Origin of the sequence: Limnobacter litoralis (assembly GCF_030160455.1) — a bacterium.
GTDB classification, from domain to species: Bacteria; Pseudomonadota; Gammaproteobacteria; order Burkholderiales; family Burkholderiaceae_B; genus Limnobacter; species Limnobacter litoralis.
In genome coordinates this window covers 151,383-170,456 of sequence record NZ_BSOJ01000030.1, presented here as the reverse complement: position 1 = coordinate 170,456, position 19,074 = coordinate 151,383, and the positions used below count along the sequence as shown (strand labels likewise).

Genomic DNA, 19,074 nt, shown 5'->3' with positions numbered 1-19,074 from the left:
GCTTGCTCTGGAAACGGTGTCCAGTTTCAGCCAGAAACCGTGTCCAGTTTCGGCCAGAATACGCAGCCATGCCGCTTTATTTGCCAGAACTGCCGCTGCAAGAGGGCATTTTGCCGCTTCCGGAAGGCCTAAGCATGCCGGGGTGCTTGCGTGATGCCGCCCCAGACGCATGGGGACGCAGGGTCATTGTGAATCGGCTTTTCGGCGCAAAGCCCAGTCTTTCAGCGGGGCTGGATTTGACCGAGTTGGATTATCTCCTTGAGTCGGGCTCTGATCGAATTGGAGCGCTGGATTTTCAGGTCTCGGCAAGCACTTACACGCCACGAAATGTCACCCATGCAAGTCTGGACGAGTTGCTGAAAGCGGCTGAGCTGGTTGAGCTTGGCGTGCCCCTGTCGCCGCCACTGGAGCTTGCCCTTCATCACGGCACCGCAATTGGTGGTGCAAGACCCAAGGCACTCATTGAGGGCGATGGGTGTAAGTACATCGCCAAGTTTTCCTCATCAAACGACATCTACAGTGTGGTGAAAGCAGAGTTTGTTGCAATGCGTCTGGCGGCAATGGCTGGTTTGAATGTGGCGCCTGTGTCGCTTGTCAGGGCCGCAGGAAAAGACGTGTTGCTGGTAAAGCGTTTTGACCGACAATGGTCTGATACGGGTTGGTTGCGCAAACCAGTGGTGTCCGCTTTAACCATTCTTGGGCTCGATGAAATGCAAGCCCGATACGCCAGTTACTTTGACTTGGCGCAGATCATCCGTCAGCGCTTCAGCCAGCCCAAGGCGACCCTGAAGGAGGTGTTTGGTCGCTTGGTGTTCAATGTGTTGTGTGGCAACACCGATGACCATGCCCGCAACCACGCCGCATTTTGGGATGGGCAGCAGTTGACTTTAACACCTGCTTATGACGTCTGCCCGCAGGCGCGAACGGGGCAAGAGGCAAGTCAGGCCATGGTTATTCATGGTCGTGACAATCTTAGCCGCTTAAGCACCTGCTTGGCCGCGGTGGCTCAGTTCCATCTTTCAATTTCAGAGGGTGTTGAAATTATTGGTGCGCAGTTGCATACGATGGCCACACACTGGAAGGCAGTGTGCGACGAGGCAAAATTATCGGTGGTTGATCGTAACCGCCTGCTGAATGGTGCGTTTTTGAATCCGTTTGCCTTTACAGCCCTTCAAACGGAAGCACAGGGCTTAACTGGCCTGGCCGACAAGGCTAGAAGCATGATGGTTTAAGAAAATAGTATTTCTGCAAATTTCTTCAAGAAGTTACAACAGGCCTTTTTTCTCTTTCCAGATCTCTTTGATGAAGGGGTCAGTGATCTCGTACAAACCGTGCCCCCTGCGCATAATCAGGTTTGCCGCCATCAGGTCCATGGCAACGGGCTGAATTTCTTCAATTTTTACAGTCCGCCCAAGTGCTGTTGAATAATCTTCTGCTGCTTCTGCCGAGTAAATACCCTTGGAGCCCCCAGGTTTACTTGCAATGCGGTTGAATATGGCCATGGCCAGTGGGCCACGTGCTTCCACCTTTTCAAGTTCAATATCTGCTGCGGCATTTCTCAGGGTAAGTGCTATCGCGGGCAGCACTGTGTCTGGGTGTGTTGTTGGGTTGTTTGCATGACTTTGTAGGGCAAGTCGAAGGGCACGAAGCAGTTCTTCCGGACGGCTTCCCAGGGTTTTGAATGCCTCACTGGCAACTTTTTGCGATGGCAGCCCTGTGTATCCATCGTTACGAAGTTGTTGAAGCAAAAATTCCACGTATTCGCCGTTAAGCACAGGGTAGTCCGCCGAATAAGCACCTGCGAAGGCCTGGTTTTTTCGGGTGGCCAGTTCACCGATCAAGGCCCGGTTAGACCCCGTGCCAATAAAAATGAAGTGTCCTGGGGTGTCTGGCCGGGGGTTGATCGCGTCGCGGCAGGCTTTAAGCGCTAAAAGCAGGTTGCCGCCGTCGTCGCTGGCGAGGGCGTGTTGCACTTCATCGATAATCAAAACAACATCGGTTTGGGTTTTGTCGATCAATTCTTCAAAAACCTGCGCGAGTGTTACTCCATTCGCTTTTTCGACAGATTCGATTTTGACGCCCAATTTGACGCCTAACGCACCAATATCCAGCCCTTTGATTGCGCGCAATTTTTCCAGAAGCGCGGAGCCAGGGGTTGCCAAATCGCGCAGTGTATCCGCAACAGCGTGGTAGACGAGGTCTGCGGGACTGGCCTGCGGGTTGCTCCACAGGTCGACATAAACAACCACAGCCCCAAGCTTTTGTAGGGCAGGGATGAGGTCGTTTCTTAAAAAAGTGGTTTTTCCGATGCGCCGAATGCCAGATAGAAAAAGTCCTGATCGCAAGCCAGTGTCAAGACCGGTCGGCTTGATCAGCTGTGCAGCCATGGAATTGGCAAGTTCAGTTCTGGAATAAATTTTGGTCATGATTAGATAAAATTATTTTTTAGCCATAATTATTGATTTTTTATAATTTTATGTAAAGCCCCTTTTTGCGATGTGTGTGTCGTCTTCCAGTTAGAGCCTCGGATTATTGGCGTGGGTGCAGATTACTCGGCCAGCAATGCGAGCTGACTTCGAATTCGTGCGGTCATGGCGTTCGCTTGAATGCGCGCTAGAACATAAATGTGCTTGTGGGCTTTAGCGCCCACTGACTGCGTAAAATTGTCTAGTGTTTCTTCCGCCAGTGTTGCTGCAAGTCCGAATTTTTCGGCATCTGCCAACAGGTTTGATCGCGAAATCTCAAAATGCCCTGCGCACAGTTGCATCGAAAGACGCTTTGGCGCCTCATCGGGGTTGGGTACTACATCGAACAAGGGGCTTAAGCGCCAGCGTTTCTCGTTCGCCCGAAAAACAATCGCGTGGTTGCGTGGGTGATCGTCGTCGTTACCGATGATGGCATTGAAAATCATGCGTTTGAATAACTGGATGGTGTCTTCTTTGGGGCAGCCGCAGCGCCGCATTTGCTCTGCCAGCCGAGGGTAGCTCCAGCGATTTGTTTCGCCCGTCTTCACGGGTGGGTATTCTGTTTCAAGCAGACTTGCTCCACTAAGCACCATGTGGCGCTGGGGCCCGCTTCGGTCGAAGCGTTCAATCAGGAGGGTGTCGGTTTGTTGGCCGTGCCCGTGTAGCTGAATGGCGGGCACACTCAGGCCGCATGCCTCGCCCAGTGCCAATGCAAAAAATTCAAGCCTGGCGATATTGCAAGTGTCTGTGTTCTGGTTTGGTTTTGCTAGCCAGTATCGCAAACCGTCTTGAACCGTGGCCTTGGGCCTGGCGCCGCCCAGGCTCGGTGTGGCAAACAGTTTTTTGCGCAGTTGCGGGTGCTTGCTCGGCTGGTGTTCGGCAATGGTGTGTAGCTCATCAATGAGTTGATCAATCTGGCTCAATTTGGGCGTTTGAAGTGCCGCAACGGCGGGCCTCTTTGATTGTCCAAGTGCCAGCGCCCCCCAGCGGTCACTGTTACCGGCAAACATCAGAAACTCACGATCATGGCTGTTCATTGAAAGCCCATGTTGCCTGCTGATGAGCTGCTTTCCCCAGGCGTCAGGGGTGCAATCGCGCAGCGCATCGTGAAGGCCTTTGTATCGTGTAGTTGTGAACAATTGCCCGGGAATGAGTGGCAGATTGATGGGGTCTATGCTGATCGCGTCTTCCCGTTCGCAGTACAGCGGTGCATACAAAAATTCGCCGCTTTGTGTCTCTGGCAGCCAGATATATCGGCCTACGGTAAGCCACGCACCGCTGTAAGGGTGGTGCAGGTAGATGTAAACGGGTTTAGAAGAGGTCATCGTCTGCCCGGCTTTGCAAGCGAACACGTTTGTGCGCGGCATCAGAATTAAACAACGTGGTGGGTACGGGCGGCGCAACTTCATCCAGAACGCCCAGTATCAAAAGGGCCTGCAGGTAATGACACACGGCGGCGGCCGGGTCACCTTGTTCAAGACGGCGAAGGGTGGTGTGCGAGATGCCCAGGCGCTCGCAAAGGTCGGCGGCCTTTATTTTTTGCGTGTAGCGCAAGGTGCGTATGCAAAGGCCCCAGGTTTGAATGCGCTCGGCAACCAGGCTGTGCACCTGCTTTGGTGTAATGGATATTTTGGACATAATAAAATTGAACATGAATGCTCTTTTATAGCATTTAAAAGAGCATTTATGCAAATCAGATTTCTTTGATAAAAGGGTTGGTGGCGCAATTATGGCGCGATTTAATAAATTGCGCCATAATTGCGCCAATTCACTCTAGAACTGCGCCAATTTGATCATGCCAATTCAACAAGACTTTTTAAAAAGCATTCAGTCCGCAAGGCAGGGCCTTTCCCTGTCTGAACTTTTGGGCATGCACCCCGAGGTTTCGCGACGTACAGCGCAACGGCTGGTGGCGGCAATGATTGATGAGCACCTTATACGTGCAACAGGCATAGCGAGAGCTCGCCGGTATTTCCTGATTGAGCCTGAAATCGAAAGTCGGTTTCCAACTTACATTCCGCTGTCGGCTGACAGTCGCGATGTTCTTGCTTACATTGACCAGCCCCTGCCGGCGCGTAAGCCGATTGGCTATCAGACCGAATTTTTGAACGTCTATCAGCCAGGTAAAACCTGGTATTTATCGAGTTCCATTCGTCGGCAGTTACACGCCATGGGCAAAACTGCGAACGCTGAACAACCCGCTGGTACACACGGCCGGGCCATTTTGAATCGCCTGCTTATTGATTTGTCATGGGCTTCCAGTCACTTGGAGGGAAACACTTATTCACGCCTGGATACGCGGGAGCTGATTGAACAGGGGAGGGTCGCGGAAGGCAAGGCGACCATGGAAACCCAAATGATTTTGAACCACAAGTCGGCCATTGAGCTGTTGGTTGAAAACATGAATCAAGTCGGCATAAACCGTTACACCCTAATGAATTTGCACAGTGCATTGTCAGAAAACCTGCTTCCCAACCCGGCAGATGAGGGGCGCATTCGGCAGCATGCAGTGGACATAGGCAAAAGTGTGTATCAGCCATTGGCGACGCCACAGCAAATTGAGGCGGTGCTTGAATTGCTGCTTGACAAGGCCAATGTGATTTCGGACCCTTTTGAGCAATCTTTCTTTCTGATGGTGCATTTGCCATATTTGCAGCCATTTGCGGACATCAATAAAAGAACGTCGCGTATTTTGGCCAATTTGCCACTGTTTCGGGAAAATTTGTGCCCGCTTACTTTTTTGGGTGTGCCTGTGGAGGCATACAGCAGCGCAATGCTAGGCGTTTATGAAATGACCCGCATTGAACTGCTGCGTGATCTGTATGTATGGGCCTATGAAAGATCGACTCAGGAATACCTTGCAATTCAGCAAACCCTGGCCGAGCCCGACCCGCTGCGTTTGGCTTGGCGCGAGTTGATCAAGCAGACCATTCATGATGTTGTGCTTAATCGAGAAGCCAACCCCATGGGATTTATCAGTAAAGTTGTAAAGGCCAGCGTGCCGCCTGAGGCACAGCAGCCCGTTCAGGAGTTGATAATCGATGAATTGCGACGATTGCACGAAGGCGTTTTGGCCCGATATGGCCTTAAGCCGTCGGATTATTTGGCCTGGAGGCAACTTTAGGAATTCGCGTTCTAGCGGAACTCTTTTTTGCTGAAATTTTGCTGAATTTGCTTTCAGCCGACAACCATTATTTTGACAGTGCGGTAACCGCGCTTTGGCATTTAGGACGATCGCGCAGTTTGTCTGTCACCACCTGATGAAGTTCTTGCTCTGAGGCAATTTCAGAGTTCCAGGCACAGAAGTACATGCTGAGTTGATTGCTGTCGCAGGCACTAACAAATTCTTGAAGTTGATCTCGACTTAGCCCGCTGCGTATCGACAGTTCTTGCAAGCTCGCGTCACTTGCATAGGCTTGAACAGACAAGGCAACAAGCAAAAATATTGGTAGCTTGGATAATTTCATTTTTGTGTTGGTGCTGAAGGTTAACCAGCATGAATCAGGCGCGAGCCTGGTAGTGCAACCGCTTCGCATTTGGATTACCCTCCACATTGTTGAGGAATTTATTTTAAAAAATGCAATTGCGCCGCTTTATATCGTTGATTCTTTGTTTCTGCATCACCACGTTCCTGGTTTTTTCATCGGCATTCGCAAAAGGCCTGTCATACGATGAGGTGTTAAAGAGCTTGCACGGTCATTCAAAGTTACTGCGGTCCGAGATAGACTCAGGTGAGTTGCATGCCATGCTGAGTCAGAAAACAAGCCAGCAGGGTTGCGGTGATATCGAAAAATATTACGAACCTGAATATCAGGTTAAGTGGTTGGTACTACACAGAGACAGTAACCGAGTCGATTTCAGATTATGCCCAACCGATAATGTGTTTCATCTTCATGCCTATCAATACGATCGTGGGCGAACCCTGTATGTCATTGCTTTTGAAAGTGGTGTTGGTCATGACACCTGGTCATATGAGTTTTGGGTGTTAAACAAGGATGGAGAATTTGCGAAAGTCAACGCAGATGAAATCGGAATCGTAATTCCACGAAACATTGACTTTCTTTCGGCCGGTCAACATCTTGAAAATGGGTTTGACCATGAGGCGAAGCTGTATTTCGATGATGGCAGCGCGGTGTTTGTTGCGGAGCCCGATCTGACCCAGCCGGAGTGGCGTAGTTTGCAGCCAGCGTACCGGATCATTTATTACTGGAATGGAGAAAATTTTAAAATTACGAAGATCTTACTAAAAACTCAAAAAATTATTCGTTGAGAAATAGATATTTTCTTTGGGTCGACAACCGCCTGAGTAGGTCCGTTCTCCGCATGTGCACGTCGCCAGCGGGCATCCACAATTTACTGCGTTAAACTGGCAGCTTGATTCAACACCGCTTGTAAAGGGGAAAAAGCAATGCCAACCATGAAAACCCGTGCAGCTGTGGCCTGGGGCCCTGGCAAACCACTGTCCATCGAAGAAGTTGATCTGGAGCTGCCCAAAAAGGGCGAGGTGCTGGTTCGCATTGTGGCCACAGGCGTGTGTCACACCGACGCGTACACGCTGAGCGGCGACGACCCCGAGGGTGTGTTTCCCGCCATTTTGGGCCATGAGGGTGCTGGCATTGTAGAAGCCATTGGCGAGGGCGTTACCAGCCTGACCGTGGGCGACCACGTGATTCCCCTGTACACGGCCGAGTGCCGTGAATGCAAGTTCTGCAAAAGTGGCAAAACCAACCTGTGCCAGGCTGTGCGCGCCACACAGGGCAAGGGTTTGATGCCCGACGGCACCAGCCGTTTCAGCAAAGACGGCAAACCGATTTACCACTACATGGGTTGCTCCACCTTTGCCGAGCACACCGTTGTGCCCGAAATTTCCTTGGCCAAAATCGACCCCAAGGCCCCGCTTGAAAAAGTGTGCCTGCTGGGTTGTGGCGTGACCACCGGCATGGGCGCGGTGCACAACACCGCCAAAGTGAAGCAGGGCGACACTGTGGCCGTGTTTGGTTTGGGTGGCATCGGTTTGGCTGTGATTATCGGCGCGGTGCAGGCCAAGGCCGGGCGCATTATCGCCGTTGACCTGAATGAGGACAAATTTGCGATTGCCAAAAAGCTGGGTGCCACCGACTTTTTGAACCCGTCCAAGTTCGACAAGCCCATTCAAGAGGTGATTGTTGAAATGACGGACGGCGGTGTGGATTTCTCCTTCGAGTGCATTGGCAACGTGAAGGTAATGCGCGCTGCGCTGGAATGCTGCCACAAGGGCTGGGGCGAAAGCGTCATCATCGGTGTGGCCGGTGCCGGGCAGGAAATTTCAACCCGCCCATTCCAGTTGGTGACTGGCCGCGTGTGGCGTGGCAGTGCTTTTGGTGGTGTGCGTGGCCGCACGGAATTGCCGGGCTATGTCAACCGTTTCATGAACGACGAGTTCGAGCTGGACACCTTCATCACCCACACCATGCCGCTTGAGCAAATCAACGAGGCCTTTGATTTGATGCACGAGGGCAAGTCCATTCGCAGCGTGATTCATTATTAAAGCGGTGGTGCCATGAAAACATTAAGCAGCGTGAAATGTTTTGAAGGGCAGCAGTTGCAGTTGCAGCATGAGTCTGCCGCTTTAAGTTGCACCATGCAGTTCAGCGTGTACCTGCCGCCCGCTGCGGTGGCGGGTAAAAAGGTGCCTGTGGTGTATTGGTTGTCCGGTTTAACCTGCACCGACCAAAACTTCACCACCAAGGCCGGCGCGCAGCGCATTGCGGCCGATTTGGGCATTGCTTTGGTGATGCCCGACACCAGCCCCCGTGGCCCGCAAGTGCCTGTTGACCCCGACAATTCATGGGATTTCGGCCTGGGTGCGGGCTTTTACGTAAACGCCACCCAAGCCCCCTGGAAGACCCATTACCAGATGGAACGTTATGTGGTGGACGAGCTGCCAGAATTGGTGGAAGCCGAGTTCCCGCTGCAGCCGCGCCGCGCCATTTGCGGCCATTCAATGGGCGGGCACGGGGCGCTGACCATCGCCTTGAACCACCCCAACCGCTACGCCAGTGTGAGTGCATTTTCTCCGATTGTGGCCCCCAGCCAGTGCCCGTGGGGTCGCAAGGCCTTGGGTCATTATTTGGGTGAAAGTCGCGAAAGCTGGTTGCGTTACGACACGGTGGCGCTGATCCGTGCGGGCGCACGGCAATTGCCGATGCTGGTCGACCAAGGCACCGCCGACTCGTTTTTGGCGGAGCAGTTGAAAACCGACTTGTTGATTACCGCCTGTGCCGAAATGGGCTACAAGGCGCAGATCAACTACCGCGACGGGTACGACCACAGTTACTACTTCATCGCGAGCTTTATTGAAAACCATCTGAAATTTCACGCCCGCCACCTATGAACAACTGGTACGTGGTGTACACCAAGCCACGGCTGGAGGCGGTGGCCGTAGAGAATTTGCAGCGCCAGGGCTTCGGCGTGTTTTTTCCGCGTGCGCGCCAGAAAAAACGCAAGGCGGGCGGCATGCAATTGGTGGTAGAGCCGCTGTTTCCCCGCTATGTGTTTGTGCGGTTGCAGGCGGGTGTGCACGACTTCACCAAGCTGCGCTCAACCAAGGGTTGCATCGACCTGGTCCGCTTCGGCGGCAAGGCGACGCCGGTGCCCGACGACCTGATTACCCGGATTGCCAGCCAACTGGACGACGAGTCGGTGATGAACCTGGATGCCCGCGCCCCGGCCTTGGCCGAGGGGCAAGAGGTGCGTGTGGAAGCCGGGCCTTTTGAAGGCTTGGTGGGGCGCGTGGCTGCCCTGAAGAGTGCCGACCGCGTGCTGTTGCTGCTCAATGTGCTGGGTGCAGAACGCCCGGTGGAAATTCACACTGACAATTTGGGCAAATAGGCCAGACCCATCACTTGGGGCCGGCTTGGCTGTGAAGGGTGTGATGCCTGCATGGCGCCCGGCTGCTGGTAGATCCAGTACGGGTTCAGTGCCCCGCTGCAAATCAAATTTAAGTGGCTTTTGAACTGCGCAATCAGCAGGCCGTGCTGGCGACCATACGTGCGTATGGCCTCACAAGCCATGCTGAACAGGGCTTTTTGCGGCCCGCCCAGTAATTTTTCCCAGTCATGCCAGTGCAAGCCCATGCTGCAGTGCAGGTGTTCCGCACCCAGGCGTTGTTGGGTGGTGGGGTTGAAGTCGGGCCGTGGCAGCAGGCTGAGTGCCCCCACTTGGCGGTGGCCAGGCAAAGCGCGCAAGGCATCGGGCAAGGCAGGGTAGGCCAGCGTGTCTGCCGTGCCATAACGCCGATCGGTTTGCACCAGCAAGCCATGGTGCAATGGGGTCGGGTCGCCCACGCGGTTCAGCAATTCAGCAAAGGTCAGGGTTTGCAGTGTGCTTGTTGGCAAAATACGCCGTGGCCGCACCACGGGTGCATCGGGGTTGGCAAAACTGAGCGTGCCCAGCCACTGGTTGCTGCAAGCGGGCAGTTCAGCAAGGCTGCCCAAATGCGAAAACGCGGGAAATGCAGCGCTTTGAAGGTACAGTGTTTGGCTGGGCGGTGTTAGCAAGCTGAACCACGGCTGTGAAGGGTTGCGGCTGGTGTATTGAAACCAGTGTTGGAATTGCCCGCCAGTTCTTGCTGGCTTGCCCCAAGCCGATTGTGCCCCCAGCCAGCCGCTGGGCCGCCCCAGGTTGAACACCTGCACCAGTTGATTACTGTTGTGCATGCGTGTGCTGAAAATGCTGCGCGGCATTGCCCAAGGTGGGCCATTCAACTTGTGCCGCTTGCAGGCCAACTTCAAACACCCGTAACACCCGCAGTGCGGTGTCGAAAGACACGTCTTCGCCCCTTTCCATCCTGAAAATGGTGTCGCGGCTGAGCCCGGCCAGTTGCGCCAGTGTGTGCGCCGGCATTTTGCGTCCCTGTGGCCCGCCGTTTTGGCGAAGTGCCTTTAAAAGCATGGCCAGATCAGTGGTGTTTTTGATTGATTGCATGGTCGGTTTTATTCACCATAAATTAGAATTATAAAATTATGACGATGATATCCGACATTTATTTGATCAAACAGCTTATTCAGATGCCCAAGGCTGCGCTATTCTGGGCGCCTGTACCAATTTCATTTCAGGGTAAACCAGCATGAGCAAAGTGGCGTTGATCACCGGCGTAACCGGGCAAGACGGATCGTACCTGGCAGAATTTCTGCTTCAAAAAGGCTATGAAGTTCACGGTATTAAACGCCGCGCGTCGCAGTTCAACACCCAGCGCATCGACCACATTTACGAAGACCCGCACATCGAGAACCAGCGCTTCAAGCTGCATTACGGCGACCTCAGCGACACCTCCAACTTGACGCGCATTTTGCAAGAAGTGCGCCCCACCGAGGTGTACAACCTGGGTGCGCAAAGCCACGTGGCTGTGTCCTTTGAATCGCCGGAATACACCGCCGATGTAGACGCCATCGGCACCTTGCGCCTGCTGGAAGCAATCCGCTTTTCTGGCATGGAAAAGACCACCCGGTTTTACCAGGCCTCCACGTCCGAGTTGTATGGTCTGGTGCAGGAAATTCCACAAAAGGAAACCACACCCTTTTACCCGCGCAGCCCTTATGCAGTGGCCAAAATGTACGCCTACTGGATTACCGTGAACTACCGCGAAGCCTATGGCATGTACGCCTGCAATGGCATTTTGTTCAACCACGAAAGCCCGCGCCGCGGCGAAACCTTTGTGACCCGCAAAATTACCCGCGGCATGAGCAACATTGCAGTGGGCCTTGAAAGCTGCCTGTACATGGGCAACATGGACGCCCTGCGCGACTGGGGCCACGCCAAAGACTACGTGGAAATGCAATGGCTGATGTTGCAACAAGACCAGCCTGAAGACTTCGTGATTGCCACGGGCGTGCAGTATTCAGTGCGCCAGTTCATTGAAATGACAGCCGCCGAGCTGGGCGTCACACTGCGCTGGGAAGGTGCGGGTGTGGATGAAAAAGGCATTGTGGCCAAGGTGGAGGGCGACAAGGCCCCAGCCCTGAAAGTGGGCGATGTGGTGGTGCAGGTGGACCCGCGCTACTTCCGCCCCGCGGAGGTGGAAACCTTGCTGGGCGACCCTTCAAAAGCCAAGCAGAAGCTGGGTTGGACGCCACGCATTACCCTGGCAGAGATGGTGCAGGAAATGGTGGCCAGCGACCTGGAAGCCGCCCGCAAACAGGCCCTGTTGAAGCAGCACGGCTACAGCGTGGCCGTCAGCCGTGAATAAGCCAGCAGGTGCCAACAGCATGATCTCAACCGATTCAAAAATTTACGTGGCGGGCCACCGTGGCATGGTGGGCAGCGCCATTGTGCGCCAGTTGCAGGCGCGCGGTTTCACTCGCATTGTGACCCGCACCCACGCCGAGCTGAACCTGGTGGAGCAAGCTGCAGTGCGCCAGTTCATGGCCGCTGAAAAGCCTGACGCCGTGGTGCTGGCCGCTGCACGGGTGGGGGGCATACACGCCAACAACACCTACCCGGCCGACTTTATTTACGACAACCTGATGATGCAGGCCAACGTGATTGAGGCCGCTCACGCCAACGACTGCCAGCATCTGCTGTTTTTGGGGTCCAGCTGCATTTACCCCAAGTTGGCCGAGCAGCCCATGACTGAACACGCCTTGCTGACCGGCACGCTGGAAAGCACCAACGAGCCCTATGCAATTGCCAAAATTGCCGGCATCAAGCTGTGCGAAAGTTACAACCGCCAGCACGGGCGCGACTACCGCAGCGTGATGCCCACCAACCTGTATGGCGAGAACGACAACTTCCACCCGCTGAACAGCCACGTGATACCGGCCATGATGCGCCGCTTTCACGAAGCAAAGCAGCAAAGCCTGCCGCAGGTGGTGGTGTGGGGCACCGGCAAACCCATGCGTGAATTTTTGCATGTGGACGACATGGCGACGGCCAGCATTCACGTGCTGCTGCTGGACAACGCCACCTACCAGGCCAACACCGAACCGATGTTAAGCCACATCAATGTGGGCACCGGCGTAGATTGCACCATTGCCGAACTGGCGCACACCATGGCCCGTGTGGTGGGCTATACGGGTGAATTGGTGTTTGACGCCACCAAACCCGATGGCACCCCACGCAAGCTGATGAATGTCGACCGTTTAAAGGCTTTGGGCTGGCAGTACAGCATTGGCCTTGAAGAGGGCCTGGCCCGCACCTACGCGTGGTTTTTACAGCACGAAGAACAATTGAGGCAGGTATGAGCAACATGAACAACCCAGTCATTCCAGTCGTTCTATGTGGTGGCGCTGGCACGCGTTTGTGGCCCCTTTCCCGCAAAAACTTCCCCAAGCCATTTTTGAAGGTGGGCGGTGAAAGCCTGATTGCCCAAACCGTGAAGCGCGCGGCCAGTGTGCCGGGCTGTTCAGACCTGCTGTTGGTCAGCAACGAGGCCTACCAGTTTTTGCTGGCGGATGAATGCAATCCGGTGTTGCAGGGCAAAGGCGTGGTATTGAACCAGATTCTGGAGCCCGCCGGGCGCAACACAGCACCAGCCATTGCACTGGCCGCTTTGTGGGCAAAAGCGAAGTTTCCGAACGCCAACCCCGTGTTGTTGGTGCTGCCGGCAGACCACCTGATCAACCCTGTGGGTGCATTTGTAGACGCCGCAGCCTTGGCCATACAGGCTGGGCAACAGGGGCAATTGGCGTGTTTTGGCATTACGCCCACTGCACCTGAAACTGGTTTTGGCTACATTCAGCGTGACGCCGAATTGGCCACGGTGCCCGGCGTGTACAAGGTCAAGCGCTTTGTTGAAAAGCCCGATGCCAAAACCGCCATGGAATACCTGGCCAGCGGGCAGTACGTGTGGAACGGTGGCATGTTTGCTTTGGGTGCCGATGAATTGCTGGCGGGTTTGCAAAGCCATGCGCCTGCGGTTGCCGAAGCGGCCCAAACCGTTTGGCAGAGCGCCAGCACCAAACCTGCGCCCAAGGCGGGTGGCACGGTGTCCACGTTTCCAGCCGATCTGTTCAACACCCAGCCCGACATCAGCATCGACTATGCCCTTCTGGAAAAAGCCGACAATGTGGCGGTGGTGCCTGCCAGCTTTCAATGGAGTGACATTGGCAGCTGGGCCGCACTGGCCGAGCAATGCGCCGCCGATGCACAAGGCAACACTACGCAAACAGAAGGGGCGGGGCAGTGGATCAACATTGAAACCGCCAACACCCACGTTCGCTTGGGCAACCGCACGGTGGCCACGTTGGGTGTCGACAACCTGCTGGTGGTGGACACGCCCGATGCACTGTTGGTGGCCCACAAAAGCCGCCACCAGGACGTGAAGAAGGTGGTTGAAACCCTGAAAAAGCAGGGCAGTGAACTGGTGAACTTTCACCCCACGGTCCACAGGCCTTGGGGCACCTACACCGTGCTCGAAGACGCCGCGGGCTACAAGATCAAGCGCATTGAGGTGAAGCCCAATGCGTCACTCAGTTTGCAAATGCACCACCACCGCAGCGAACACTGGATCGTGGTGGAAGGTACGGCTGAAGTCACCAATGGTGAGGCTGTGTTTTTGGTGCGTAAAAACGAGTCCACCTACATTCCCGCAGGCAACCGCCACCGCTTGGTCAACCCCGGCAAGATGAACCTGGTGATGATCGAAGTGCAAAGTGGCGACTACCTTGAAGAAGACGACATTGTGCGGTTTGACGACGTGTATGGCCGGGCTTGAGGGCCCAGCCACACGGATACTGCTTTATTTGGTGCGGTTCCAGTCGTTCACGCAATTGACGTAAATCTGCGCCTTTTCAACCGGGCCTTGCTGGGTCAGGGTTCGGCTTTCACCCGGCTGAATGTATAGCTGAGTGGCCTGTGCACCAATGCGCACCTGGCATTTCTTGGGGTGTTCGGGGTGCTGGTTTTCAATGTAGATTTCAGTTTTTTCGCAGCTTTGGGTGATCAACACCTTGGTGGTGCCGTTGGAAAGATCTTGCTTGTCTTGACCTTCGATGTTGCACACGGTGGCTTGTGGCTGGGTGCCTGAAGCGCCACTGCCATTGTCAGTTTTGTTTTTGTCGTTGTTGCCCATGGGTACAACGGCCACACAGCCCGCACTGGCCAGTACCAGCGCCGCCATGCCCATCTTGGTAAACCATGCAGTTGTTGAAGTGTTCATGCCCCTGTCCTTGTAAATGAATAAATTTGAAATACACTGCCTGTTGTTTTGTCCCATGTTAAACGGTTTTTTTGACGCGAGTTAGGCAAAGATGACCATTCTTGTGACCGGTTCAGCCGGGTTTATCGGATCGTGCTTCGTGCGCCAGCATTTTGAAAACAGCACCGAACCCGTGGTGTCGCTGGACGCGCTGACCTACGCAGGGCATTTGTCGACCCTCTTGCCCGTGATGAACAACCCGGCCCACACCTTTGTGCACGCCAACATTGGTGACACACAGGTGGTGGCCGATATTTTGGCCACGCACAAGCCCCGCGCCATTGTGAATTTTGCGGCTGAAAGCCACGTCGATCGCTCTATCTTGGGCCCTGAGGCTTTTTTGCAAACCAACGTGATGGGCACGTTCCGCTTGCTGGAATGTGCACGGGCTTATTTTGAAACCCTGCAAGGCGAAGAACGTCCGCAGTTTCGTTTTTTGCACGTCAGCACCGACGAGGTGTACGGCACGCTGGGCAAAAACGACCCTCCTTTTGCTGAAACCAACGCCTATCAGCCCAACAGTCCGTATTCAGCCAGTAAAGCGGCCAGCGATCACCTGGTGCGTGCCTGGCACCACACCTACGGCTTGCCGGTGTTAACCACCAACTGCAGCAACAACTACGGGCCTTACCACTTTCCGGAAAAGCTGATCCCGCTGATGATCATGAACGCGCTGCAGGGCAAGCCCCTGCCAGTGTATGGCGACGGTCAGCAAATTCGCGATTGGCTGTTTGTGGAAGACCACACCCGCGCCATTGCCCGCGTGCTAGAGGCGGGCACTTTGGGCGAAACCTACAACATTGGCGGCTGGAACGAAAAAGCCAACCTGGACGTGGTGAACACCATTTGCGCCATTCTGGATGATTTGCAGCCCCGCGCAGATGGGCAGCCCTACGCCACGCAAATTGCGTTTGTGAAAGACCGGCCCGGCCACGATCGCCGCTATGCCATCGATGCCAGAAAGATTGAGAGGGAATTGGGCTGGAAACCGGCTGAAACCTTCGACACCGGCATTCGAAAAACGGTGCAGTGGTATTTGAACAATCAGGAGTGGGCCACCCAGGTAACCGAACAGGGTTACCGTGAGTGGCTAGAAAAGCAGTACGGTTAGAACGGATGCTTGTAGGTTGCGCTGAGGCTATAGGACGTCAAGTCTTTAAAGCCCAGCGTAGTTGCCAGCTGTAGGTTAATCAAACCACCATTTTGCAATTCCTTGATCGCAGCCAGTGACAGCAGCTCGTAGTTGCGGTCTGGTTGATCTCCCTTGGCGGTCTGAATTGGGCCGCCCGCGGCTTGACCCACACCAACCACAACGCCGTCATCGTTTAAGTCGTGTTCGAACGAGAATCGGGCAACCGGCCTCCAGCCGTGGGGGGTGCTGGGGGCTATGGTCGCAATTGCGCCAAGACTCACGCGTTGTGACTTGTATTTGGTCGGATTGTATCGAAGAAGCAGTGGCGACGTTCCGGTCTCTGAGTAGCCGTCCATTTTAAGCTGTTCTTCAGTGTACGAAATTTGAGGGTTTAGGGTAATTCCGTGGCTGAAGTTGTGGATGAAACCGCCGCCAATTCGTGCAGCCTGGTACAAGGCGGATGTGCTGCCGGTCGCTGTACCGGGAACAGATCCAATTCTGTTGATGTCGTAGTTCACCCGACCAAAATTGACCTGACCATTGACATACATACTCGGAGACAGTGCGATGGTGGTGAATACGGTGCCCAAAACCAGATCGTTGTCAAAAGAACCCCGTCCGTTTTCAAGGCTGGTATTGGCACTGTCTACACTGATCCCTAGCCCGACCAAAGCATTTCGGGTGACCATGCGGTCTCCTCCAAGGTTAAGTACTTGGGTGTGGGCTTTGAAGCCTGGCTTTATGCCTTCCTCTTTTAGCTTGTAACGGCCAGCTTCGGCGCTACCGTACAATTGCACGTCGCCCACGGGGCGCAGGTGTGGCTCACCCTTGGCATCTGGCTCTACCAGACCAAAGATCGACAATCGATTTTCAAGTGCCAGCGCATGTTGGCGAATGGCCCCAAGCGGTGTGGCAACCATGACGCCGTTCAGACCGCCAGCCTGTTGACCATCCAGTGTGGGATTGGGTGCAGCCTGTGCGGACAGGGTGGATAGAGCAAGCGAGAGTCCTACAAATACTGCATTTTTTGTCATAATTATTACCTATTGGTTGTCTCCGTGACATCTGATTGTAATACTCACCTTTCACCTGAATATTAGGGTTTCCCTGCCCCCCCCGAATGGGGGAGAGGCAATTTAACAATCAAAAGCTGGCTTTGTAGCTGGCGCTGAGTGACAGCGATTTCACCCCTTGTTGCCCCAGTGTGGAGGCCGCCTGCAAAATGACCTGCCCGGGCCCGACTGGCTTGGCAGCCCCCACTGACAGCAACTGAAAATTACCATCTGGACGTGGTGCGTACACGGTGGCCAAGGTGTTGGGGTTTGGGCCCATGCGAATGGCCACATCGTCTTTGTTTAAATCGGTTTCGATGGAAAAACGCAACAGTGGCCGCCAGCCGCTGGGGTTTGCGGGTGCTTTGGTAAGCGCAAAACCAGTGCTGACGCGCTGGGCTTTGTAGGTGCTGCTGCCAAAACTGAGGCTGGCTGCGCCGCTGCTCTCGTTGTAGCCATCCAGCTTGATTTGCTCATCGGTGTAGGCCAGTTGTGGGTTCAGTGTCCAGCCATTGCCGAAGTTGTGAATGTAGCCGCCACCGATGCGGGCAGACTGGTAGTCAGCGTTGGTGTTGGCGGTGTAGCGTTCCTGGCTGGGGCCCAGCATGAATTTGCGTTCAACGTCGTAACTGATGCGGCCATAAGCCAGTGCGGCATTGACGTAGACTGATTTTGACAAAGCCACCGTGGTGAACAGCGTGCCAATGGCCACGTCGTTTTTAAAGCCGCCGCCATTGTTGTCAAATTTGGTGTTGGCGCTGTCCAGGCTGACGCCCACGCCCACCAGTGCATTGCGGGCCACCATGCGGTCAGCGCCAACGTTCAGCACTTTGGTGTCGGCCTGCAACCCTTCCTGCACTTGTTGGGCCGACGAGGTGAATTGGCCCGCTTCGGCGCTGGCATACACCTGCACATCACCCACCGGGCGAAGTTTGACCTTGCCTTGCGGGTATTCTTCCACCAGGGCAAATGAAGACAATCGATTTTCCAGGCCAAGGGCATGCTGGCGAATGGGCGTCAGTGGCGACACCTGCAAAATGCCGTTGATGCCGGTGGCCTGTAGCCCTGCAAAACCCGCCTCGCCAAACAGGGCTTGCGCCGCGGCGGTGGGGTGCACGCCGTCGGCGAAGATGCGTCGTTGACTGTCGGCGCTGGCGTTGACGCCTTGAATACAGGTCAGGCTGCTGTTGTAGTAGTCGTTGGGGCCCGTGGCCGACGCGTTGACGCCACAGGCAGGTGTGGTGGGTGTGGGTGAGGTAAAGCCGTATTTGGCCGGATTGGCCAGAATGGCGTACAGCAGTTTGTTGGCGTCTACCACCACCGCACCCTTGGCTGCGGCGGCTGTTTCAAGAGTGTTGTTGAATTGATTGGTGAGTGTGGTCAGCAGGGTTTTACTGCCCGGCGAGCTGGCGTCCACCAGTGCGGCAAAGGGGGTCACGCCCAAATCAGGCATGGTGATGACCACAATGTTGCGCGCGCCGGCAGCCTTCAGCCTGTCAATTTGCTGAAGCTCTGCACCTGCTGCCACCGACATTTCAGACAGGGCGGTGGGAATGTACCCTGCGCCTGCGACTGCAATGGTTCCGAATTGGGTAAAGCCATCGTTTGCGCCAGCCCACAGTGCAACCAGGTCGTTGCGTTGAAAAGTGCCACCGACATCGGCCAGCAGGCGGTCCACCTGCTGCGTGACCGGAATGGTGGTGATGCCTTGGGCGAGGTTTTGACCAATGCCCGCTGGGTTGGCCACGCGTGAACCCCCCTGCGCGTAATTGCCGCCGTTGACATGGGTGGTCAGCACAGTGCTGGTGCCAGTGGGTATGTTCAACACATCCACATCAAGCGGAATGCCCAGTTTGGCGGCGAGTACATTGTCCCAAAGGGGTGAATTGTTGCTGTTGGTCGTGAATTTCAAGCGGTTGGGAATCAGCGCAGAAGGCACGCCGGCACCGGTAAGGCCCGCAGTGGCAGTGTTGGTGTAGGTGCCGCCGTCGCTCAGGCTGTCGCCAAGGATGTAAAGCCGGTCGACACGAAATTCGGCGGCCATGGCATGTTGGGCACAAGCCAGAGAAAGTGCCAGGCAGAGGGTTGTTTTTTTCATAATATTACCTAAAAATAGTAACTATTACAGGAATTTGTAATGGTCAGATTATACTTTTTAGTGAGTGTTTGCCCCAGTTGGTTCCGGTCACGATTTCCCGTCCGGTGATGCCCTACAATAGTCAGCGTTCATTGTCACAGTCACAGGAAGCG

The 19,074-nt window shown here is 54.8% G+C and carries 19 protein-coding genes; 10 read left to right on the top strand and 9 right to left on the bottom strand.

Features of this window, described 5'->3' with window-relative positions; translation table 11 throughout:
- Positions 1 to 1,232, top strand: a 1,232-nt coding sequence (locus QQJ87_RS12880) for a type II toxin-antitoxin system HipA family toxin (RefSeq protein ID WP_284282219.1), incomplete at its 5' end; no start/stop codon positions are given.
- 33 nt (positions 1,233 to 1,265) lie between these two features.
- Here the strand turns inward: QQJ87_RS12880 and QQJ87_RS12875 are convergent.
- The 3 genes from QQJ87_RS12875 to QQJ87_RS12865 form a co-directional block, all read right to left on the bottom strand.
- Positions 1,266 to 2,426 (bottom strand): ATP-binding protein, encoded by a 1,161-nt coding sequence (locus QQJ87_RS12875; protein ID WP_284282218.1) that lies wholly within the window; start codon positions 2,424 to 2,426, stop codon positions 1,266 to 1,268.
- A 122-nt stretch (positions 2,427 to 2,548) separates the two neighbouring features.
- Positions 2,549 to 3,790, bottom strand: coding sequence for a type II toxin-antitoxin system HipA family toxin (locus QQJ87_RS12870; RefSeq protein WP_284282217.1), 1,242 nt, complete (start codon positions 3,788 to 3,790; stop codon positions 2,549 to 2,551).
- Complete coding sequence (locus tag QQJ87_RS12865) at positions 3,777 to 4,118, bottom strand: helix-turn-helix domain-containing protein (protein WP_284282216.1); 342 nt, start codon at positions 4,116 to 4,118, stop codon at positions 3,777 to 3,779. The genes QQJ87_RS12870 and QQJ87_RS12865 overlap by 14 nt, the downstream gene beginning before the upstream one ends.
- 142 nt (positions 4,119 to 4,260) lie before the next feature.
- Here QQJ87_RS12865 and QQJ87_RS12860 point away from each other — a divergent pair, with 142 nt between their 5' ends.
- Positions 4,261 to 5,589, top strand: a complete 1,329-nt coding sequence (locus tag QQJ87_RS12860; protein ID WP_284282215.1) for a Fic family protein — start codon at positions 4,261 to 4,263, stop codon at positions 5,587 to 5,589.
- Between the two features lie 67 nt (positions 5,590 to 5,656).
- Here the strand turns inward: QQJ87_RS12860 and QQJ87_RS12855 are convergent, their stop codons facing one another.
- On the bottom strand, positions 5,657 to 5,932 hold the full coding sequence (locus QQJ87_RS12855) for a hypothetical protein (RefSeq protein WP_284282214.1): 276 nt from the start codon (positions 5,930 to 5,932) through the stop codon (positions 5,657 to 5,659).
- A 110-nt stretch (positions 5,933 to 6,042) separates the two neighbouring features.
- On the opposite strand from QQJ87_RS12855, the gene QQJ87_RS12850 reads away from it, so the two are divergent.
- The 4 genes from QQJ87_RS12850 (at position 6,043) to QQJ87_RS12835 (ending at position 9,335) form a co-directional block, all read left to right on the top strand.
- The gene (locus QQJ87_RS12850; RefSeq protein WP_284282212.1) at positions 6,043 to 6,735 is read left to right on the top strand and encodes a hypothetical protein; all 693 of its coding nucleotides are present in this window, start codon (positions 6,043 to 6,045) and stop codon (positions 6,733 to 6,735) included.
- A 147-nt stretch (positions 6,736 to 6,882) separates the two neighbouring features.
- Entirely contained in the window at positions 6,883 to 7,992 is a 1,110-nt protein-coding gene (locus QQJ87_RS12845; protein ID WP_284282211.1) for an S-(hydroxymethyl)glutathione dehydrogenase/class III alcohol dehydrogenase, read from the top strand.
- A gap of 12 nt (positions 7,993 to 8,004) precedes the next feature.
- Positions 8,005 to 8,838 carry an S-formylglutathione hydrolase gene (gene fghA / locus QQJ87_RS12840; protein ID WP_284282209.1) on the top strand — a complete coding sequence of 278 codons (834 nt, stop codon included), beginning with the start codon at positions 8,005 to 8,007 and terminating at the stop codon, positions 8,836 to 8,838.
- Positions 8,835 to 9,335 (top strand): transcriptional activator RfaH, encoded by a 501-nt coding sequence (locus QQJ87_RS12835; RefSeq protein ID WP_284282207.1) that lies wholly within the window; start codon positions 8,835 to 8,837, stop codon positions 9,333 to 9,335. Before fghA ends, QQJ87_RS12835 begins: the two co-directional genes overlap by 4 nt.
- Here the strand turns inward: QQJ87_RS12835 and QQJ87_RS12830 are convergent.
- A complete protein-coding gene (locus tag QQJ87_RS12830; RefSeq protein WP_284282205.1) occupies positions 9,311 to 10,162 on the bottom strand; it encodes a hypothetical protein in 852 nt (283 codons plus the stop codon). The genes QQJ87_RS12835 and QQJ87_RS12830 overlap by 25 nt on opposite strands.
- Positions 10,149 to 10,430, bottom strand: a complete 282-nt coding sequence (locus QQJ87_RS12825; RefSeq protein ID WP_284282203.1) for a helix-turn-helix domain-containing protein — start codon at positions 10,428 to 10,430, stop codon at positions 10,149 to 10,151. Before QQJ87_RS12825 ends, QQJ87_RS12830 begins: the two co-directional genes overlap by 14 nt.
- Before the next feature lie 142 nt (positions 10,431 to 10,572).
- On the opposite strand from QQJ87_RS12825, the gene gmd reads away from it, so the two are divergent.
- Genes gmd through QQJ87_RS12810 form a run of 3 tightly spaced genes read left to right on the top strand, consistent with a single transcriptional unit; the run spans position 10,573 to position 14,157 of the window.
- On the top strand, positions 10,573 to 11,691 hold the full coding sequence (gene gmd, locus QQJ87_RS12820) for a GDP-mannose 4,6-dehydratase (RefSeq protein WP_284282201.1): 1,119 nt from the start codon (positions 10,573 to 10,575) through the stop codon (positions 11,689 to 11,691).
- A 19-nt stretch (positions 11,692 to 11,710) separates the two neighbouring features.
- Positions 11,711 to 12,685: a GDP-L-fucose synthase gene (fcl, locus tag QQJ87_RS12815; RefSeq protein ID WP_284282228.1), complete on the top strand. Its 975-nt coding sequence runs from the start codon at positions 11,711 to 11,713 to the stop codon at positions 12,683 to 12,685.
- Entirely contained in the window at positions 12,682 to 14,157 is a 1,476-nt protein-coding gene (locus QQJ87_RS12810; RefSeq protein WP_284282199.1) for a mannose-1-phosphate guanylyltransferase/mannose-6-phosphate isomerase, read from the top strand. The genes fcl and QQJ87_RS12810 overlap by 4 nt, the downstream gene beginning before the upstream one ends.
- Before the next feature lie 24 nt (positions 14,158 to 14,181).
- Here QQJ87_RS12810 and QQJ87_RS12805 read toward each other — a convergent pair whose 3' ends face one another.
- Positions 14,182 to 14,601, bottom strand: coding sequence for a hypothetical protein (locus tag QQJ87_RS12805; protein WP_284282196.1), 420 nt, complete (start codon positions 14,599 to 14,601; stop codon positions 14,182 to 14,184).
- 91 nt (positions 14,602 to 14,692) lie between these two features.
- Here QQJ87_RS12805 and rfbB point away from each other — a divergent pair, with 91 nt between their 5' ends.
- Positions 14,693 to 15,751 (top strand): dTDP-glucose 4,6-dehydratase, encoded by a 1,059-nt coding sequence (rfbB, locus tag QQJ87_RS12800; protein WP_284282195.1) that lies wholly within the window; start codon positions 14,693 to 14,695, stop codon positions 15,749 to 15,751.
- On the opposite strand, the gene QQJ87_RS12795 is transcribed toward rfbB, so the two are convergent.
- Together QQJ87_RS12795 and QQJ87_RS12790 are read right to left on the bottom strand one after the other, a co-directional pair.
- Complete coding sequence (locus tag QQJ87_RS12795; protein ID WP_284282194.1) at positions 15,748 to 16,806, bottom strand: autotransporter outer membrane beta-barrel domain-containing protein; 1,059 nt, start codon at positions 16,804 to 16,806, stop codon at positions 15,748 to 15,750. The two genes, rfbB and QQJ87_RS12795, sit on opposite strands and share 4 nt — an antisense overlap.
- 109 nt (positions 16,807 to 16,915) lie before the next feature.
- On the bottom strand, positions 16,916 to 18,922 hold the full coding sequence (locus QQJ87_RS12790) for an autotransporter domain-containing protein (protein ID WP_284282193.1): 2,007 nt from the start codon (positions 18,920 to 18,922) through the stop codon (positions 16,916 to 16,918).
- Positions 18,923 to 19,074 lie beyond the last annotated feature (152 nt).

Excerpts from the sequence above, each read along its gene's own strand:
- QQJ87_RS12875 (WP_284282218.1), bottom strand. The coding sequence starts at position 2,426 with ATGACCAAAATTTATTCCAGAACTGAACTTGCCAATTCCATGGCTGCA.
- QQJ87_RS12870 (WP_284282217.1), bottom strand. The coding sequence starts at position 3,790 with ATGACCTCTTCTAAACCCGTTTACATCTACCTGCACCACCCTTACAGC.
- QQJ87_RS12790 (WP_284282193.1), bottom strand. The coding sequence starts at position 18,922 with ATGAAAAAAACAACCCTCTGCCTGGCACTTTCTCTGGCTTGTGCCCAA.
- fcl (WP_284282228.1), top strand. The coding sequence starts at position 11,711 with ATGATCTCAACCGATTCAAAAATTTACGTGGCGGGCCACCGTGGCATG.
- fghA (WP_284282209.1), top strand. The coding sequence starts at position 8,005 with ATGAAAACATTAAGCAGCGTGAAATGTTTTGAAGGGCAGCAGTTGCAG.
- QQJ87_RS12865 (WP_284282216.1), bottom strand. The coding sequence starts at position 4,118 with ATGTTCAATTTTATTATGTCCAAAATATCCATTACACCAAAGCAGGTG.
- QQJ87_RS12860 (WP_284282215.1), top strand. The coding sequence starts at position 4,261 with ATGCCAATTCAACAAGACTTTTTAAAAAGCATTCAGTCCGCAAGGCAG.
- QQJ87_RS12810 (WP_284282199.1), top strand. The coding sequence starts at position 12,682 with ATGAGCAACATGAACAACCCAGTCATTCCAGTCGTTCTATGTGGTGGC.
- QQJ87_RS12845 (WP_284282211.1), top strand. The coding sequence starts at position 6,883 with ATGAAAACCCGTGCAGCTGTGGCCTGGGGCCCTGGCAAACCACTGTCC.
- QQJ87_RS12805 (WP_284282196.1), bottom strand. The coding sequence starts at position 14,601 with ATGAACACTTCAACAACTGCATGGTTTACCAAGATGGGCATGGCGGCG.
- QQJ87_RS12850 (WP_284282212.1), top strand. The coding sequence starts at position 6,043 with ATGCAATTGCGCCGCTTTATATCGTTGATTCTTTGTTTCTGCATCACC.
- QQJ87_RS12835 (WP_284282207.1), top strand. The coding sequence starts at position 8,835 with ATGAACAACTGGTACGTGGTGTACACCAAGCCACGGCTGGAGGCGGTG.
- QQJ87_RS12830 (WP_284282205.1), bottom strand. The coding sequence starts at position 10,162 with ATGCACAACAGTAATCAACTGGTGCAGGTGTTCAACCTGGGGCGGCCC.
- rfbB (WP_284282195.1), top strand. The coding sequence starts at position 14,693 with ATGACCATTCTTGTGACCGGTTCAGCCGGGTTTATCGGATCGTGCTTC.
- QQJ87_RS12825 (WP_284282203.1), bottom strand. The coding sequence starts at position 10,430 with ATGCAATCAATCAAAAACACCACTGATCTGGCCATGCTTTTAAAGGCA.
- QQJ87_RS12855 (WP_284282214.1), bottom strand. The coding sequence starts at position 5,932 with ATGAAATTATCCAAGCTACCAATATTTTTGCTTGTTGCCTTGTCTGTT.
- QQJ87_RS12795 (WP_284282194.1), bottom strand. The coding sequence starts at position 16,806 with ATGACAAAAAATGCAGTATTTGTAGGACTCTCGCTTGCTCTATCCACC.
- gmd (WP_284282201.1), top strand. The coding sequence starts at position 10,573 with ATGAGCAAAGTGGCGTTGATCACCGGCGTAACCGGGCAAGACGGATCG.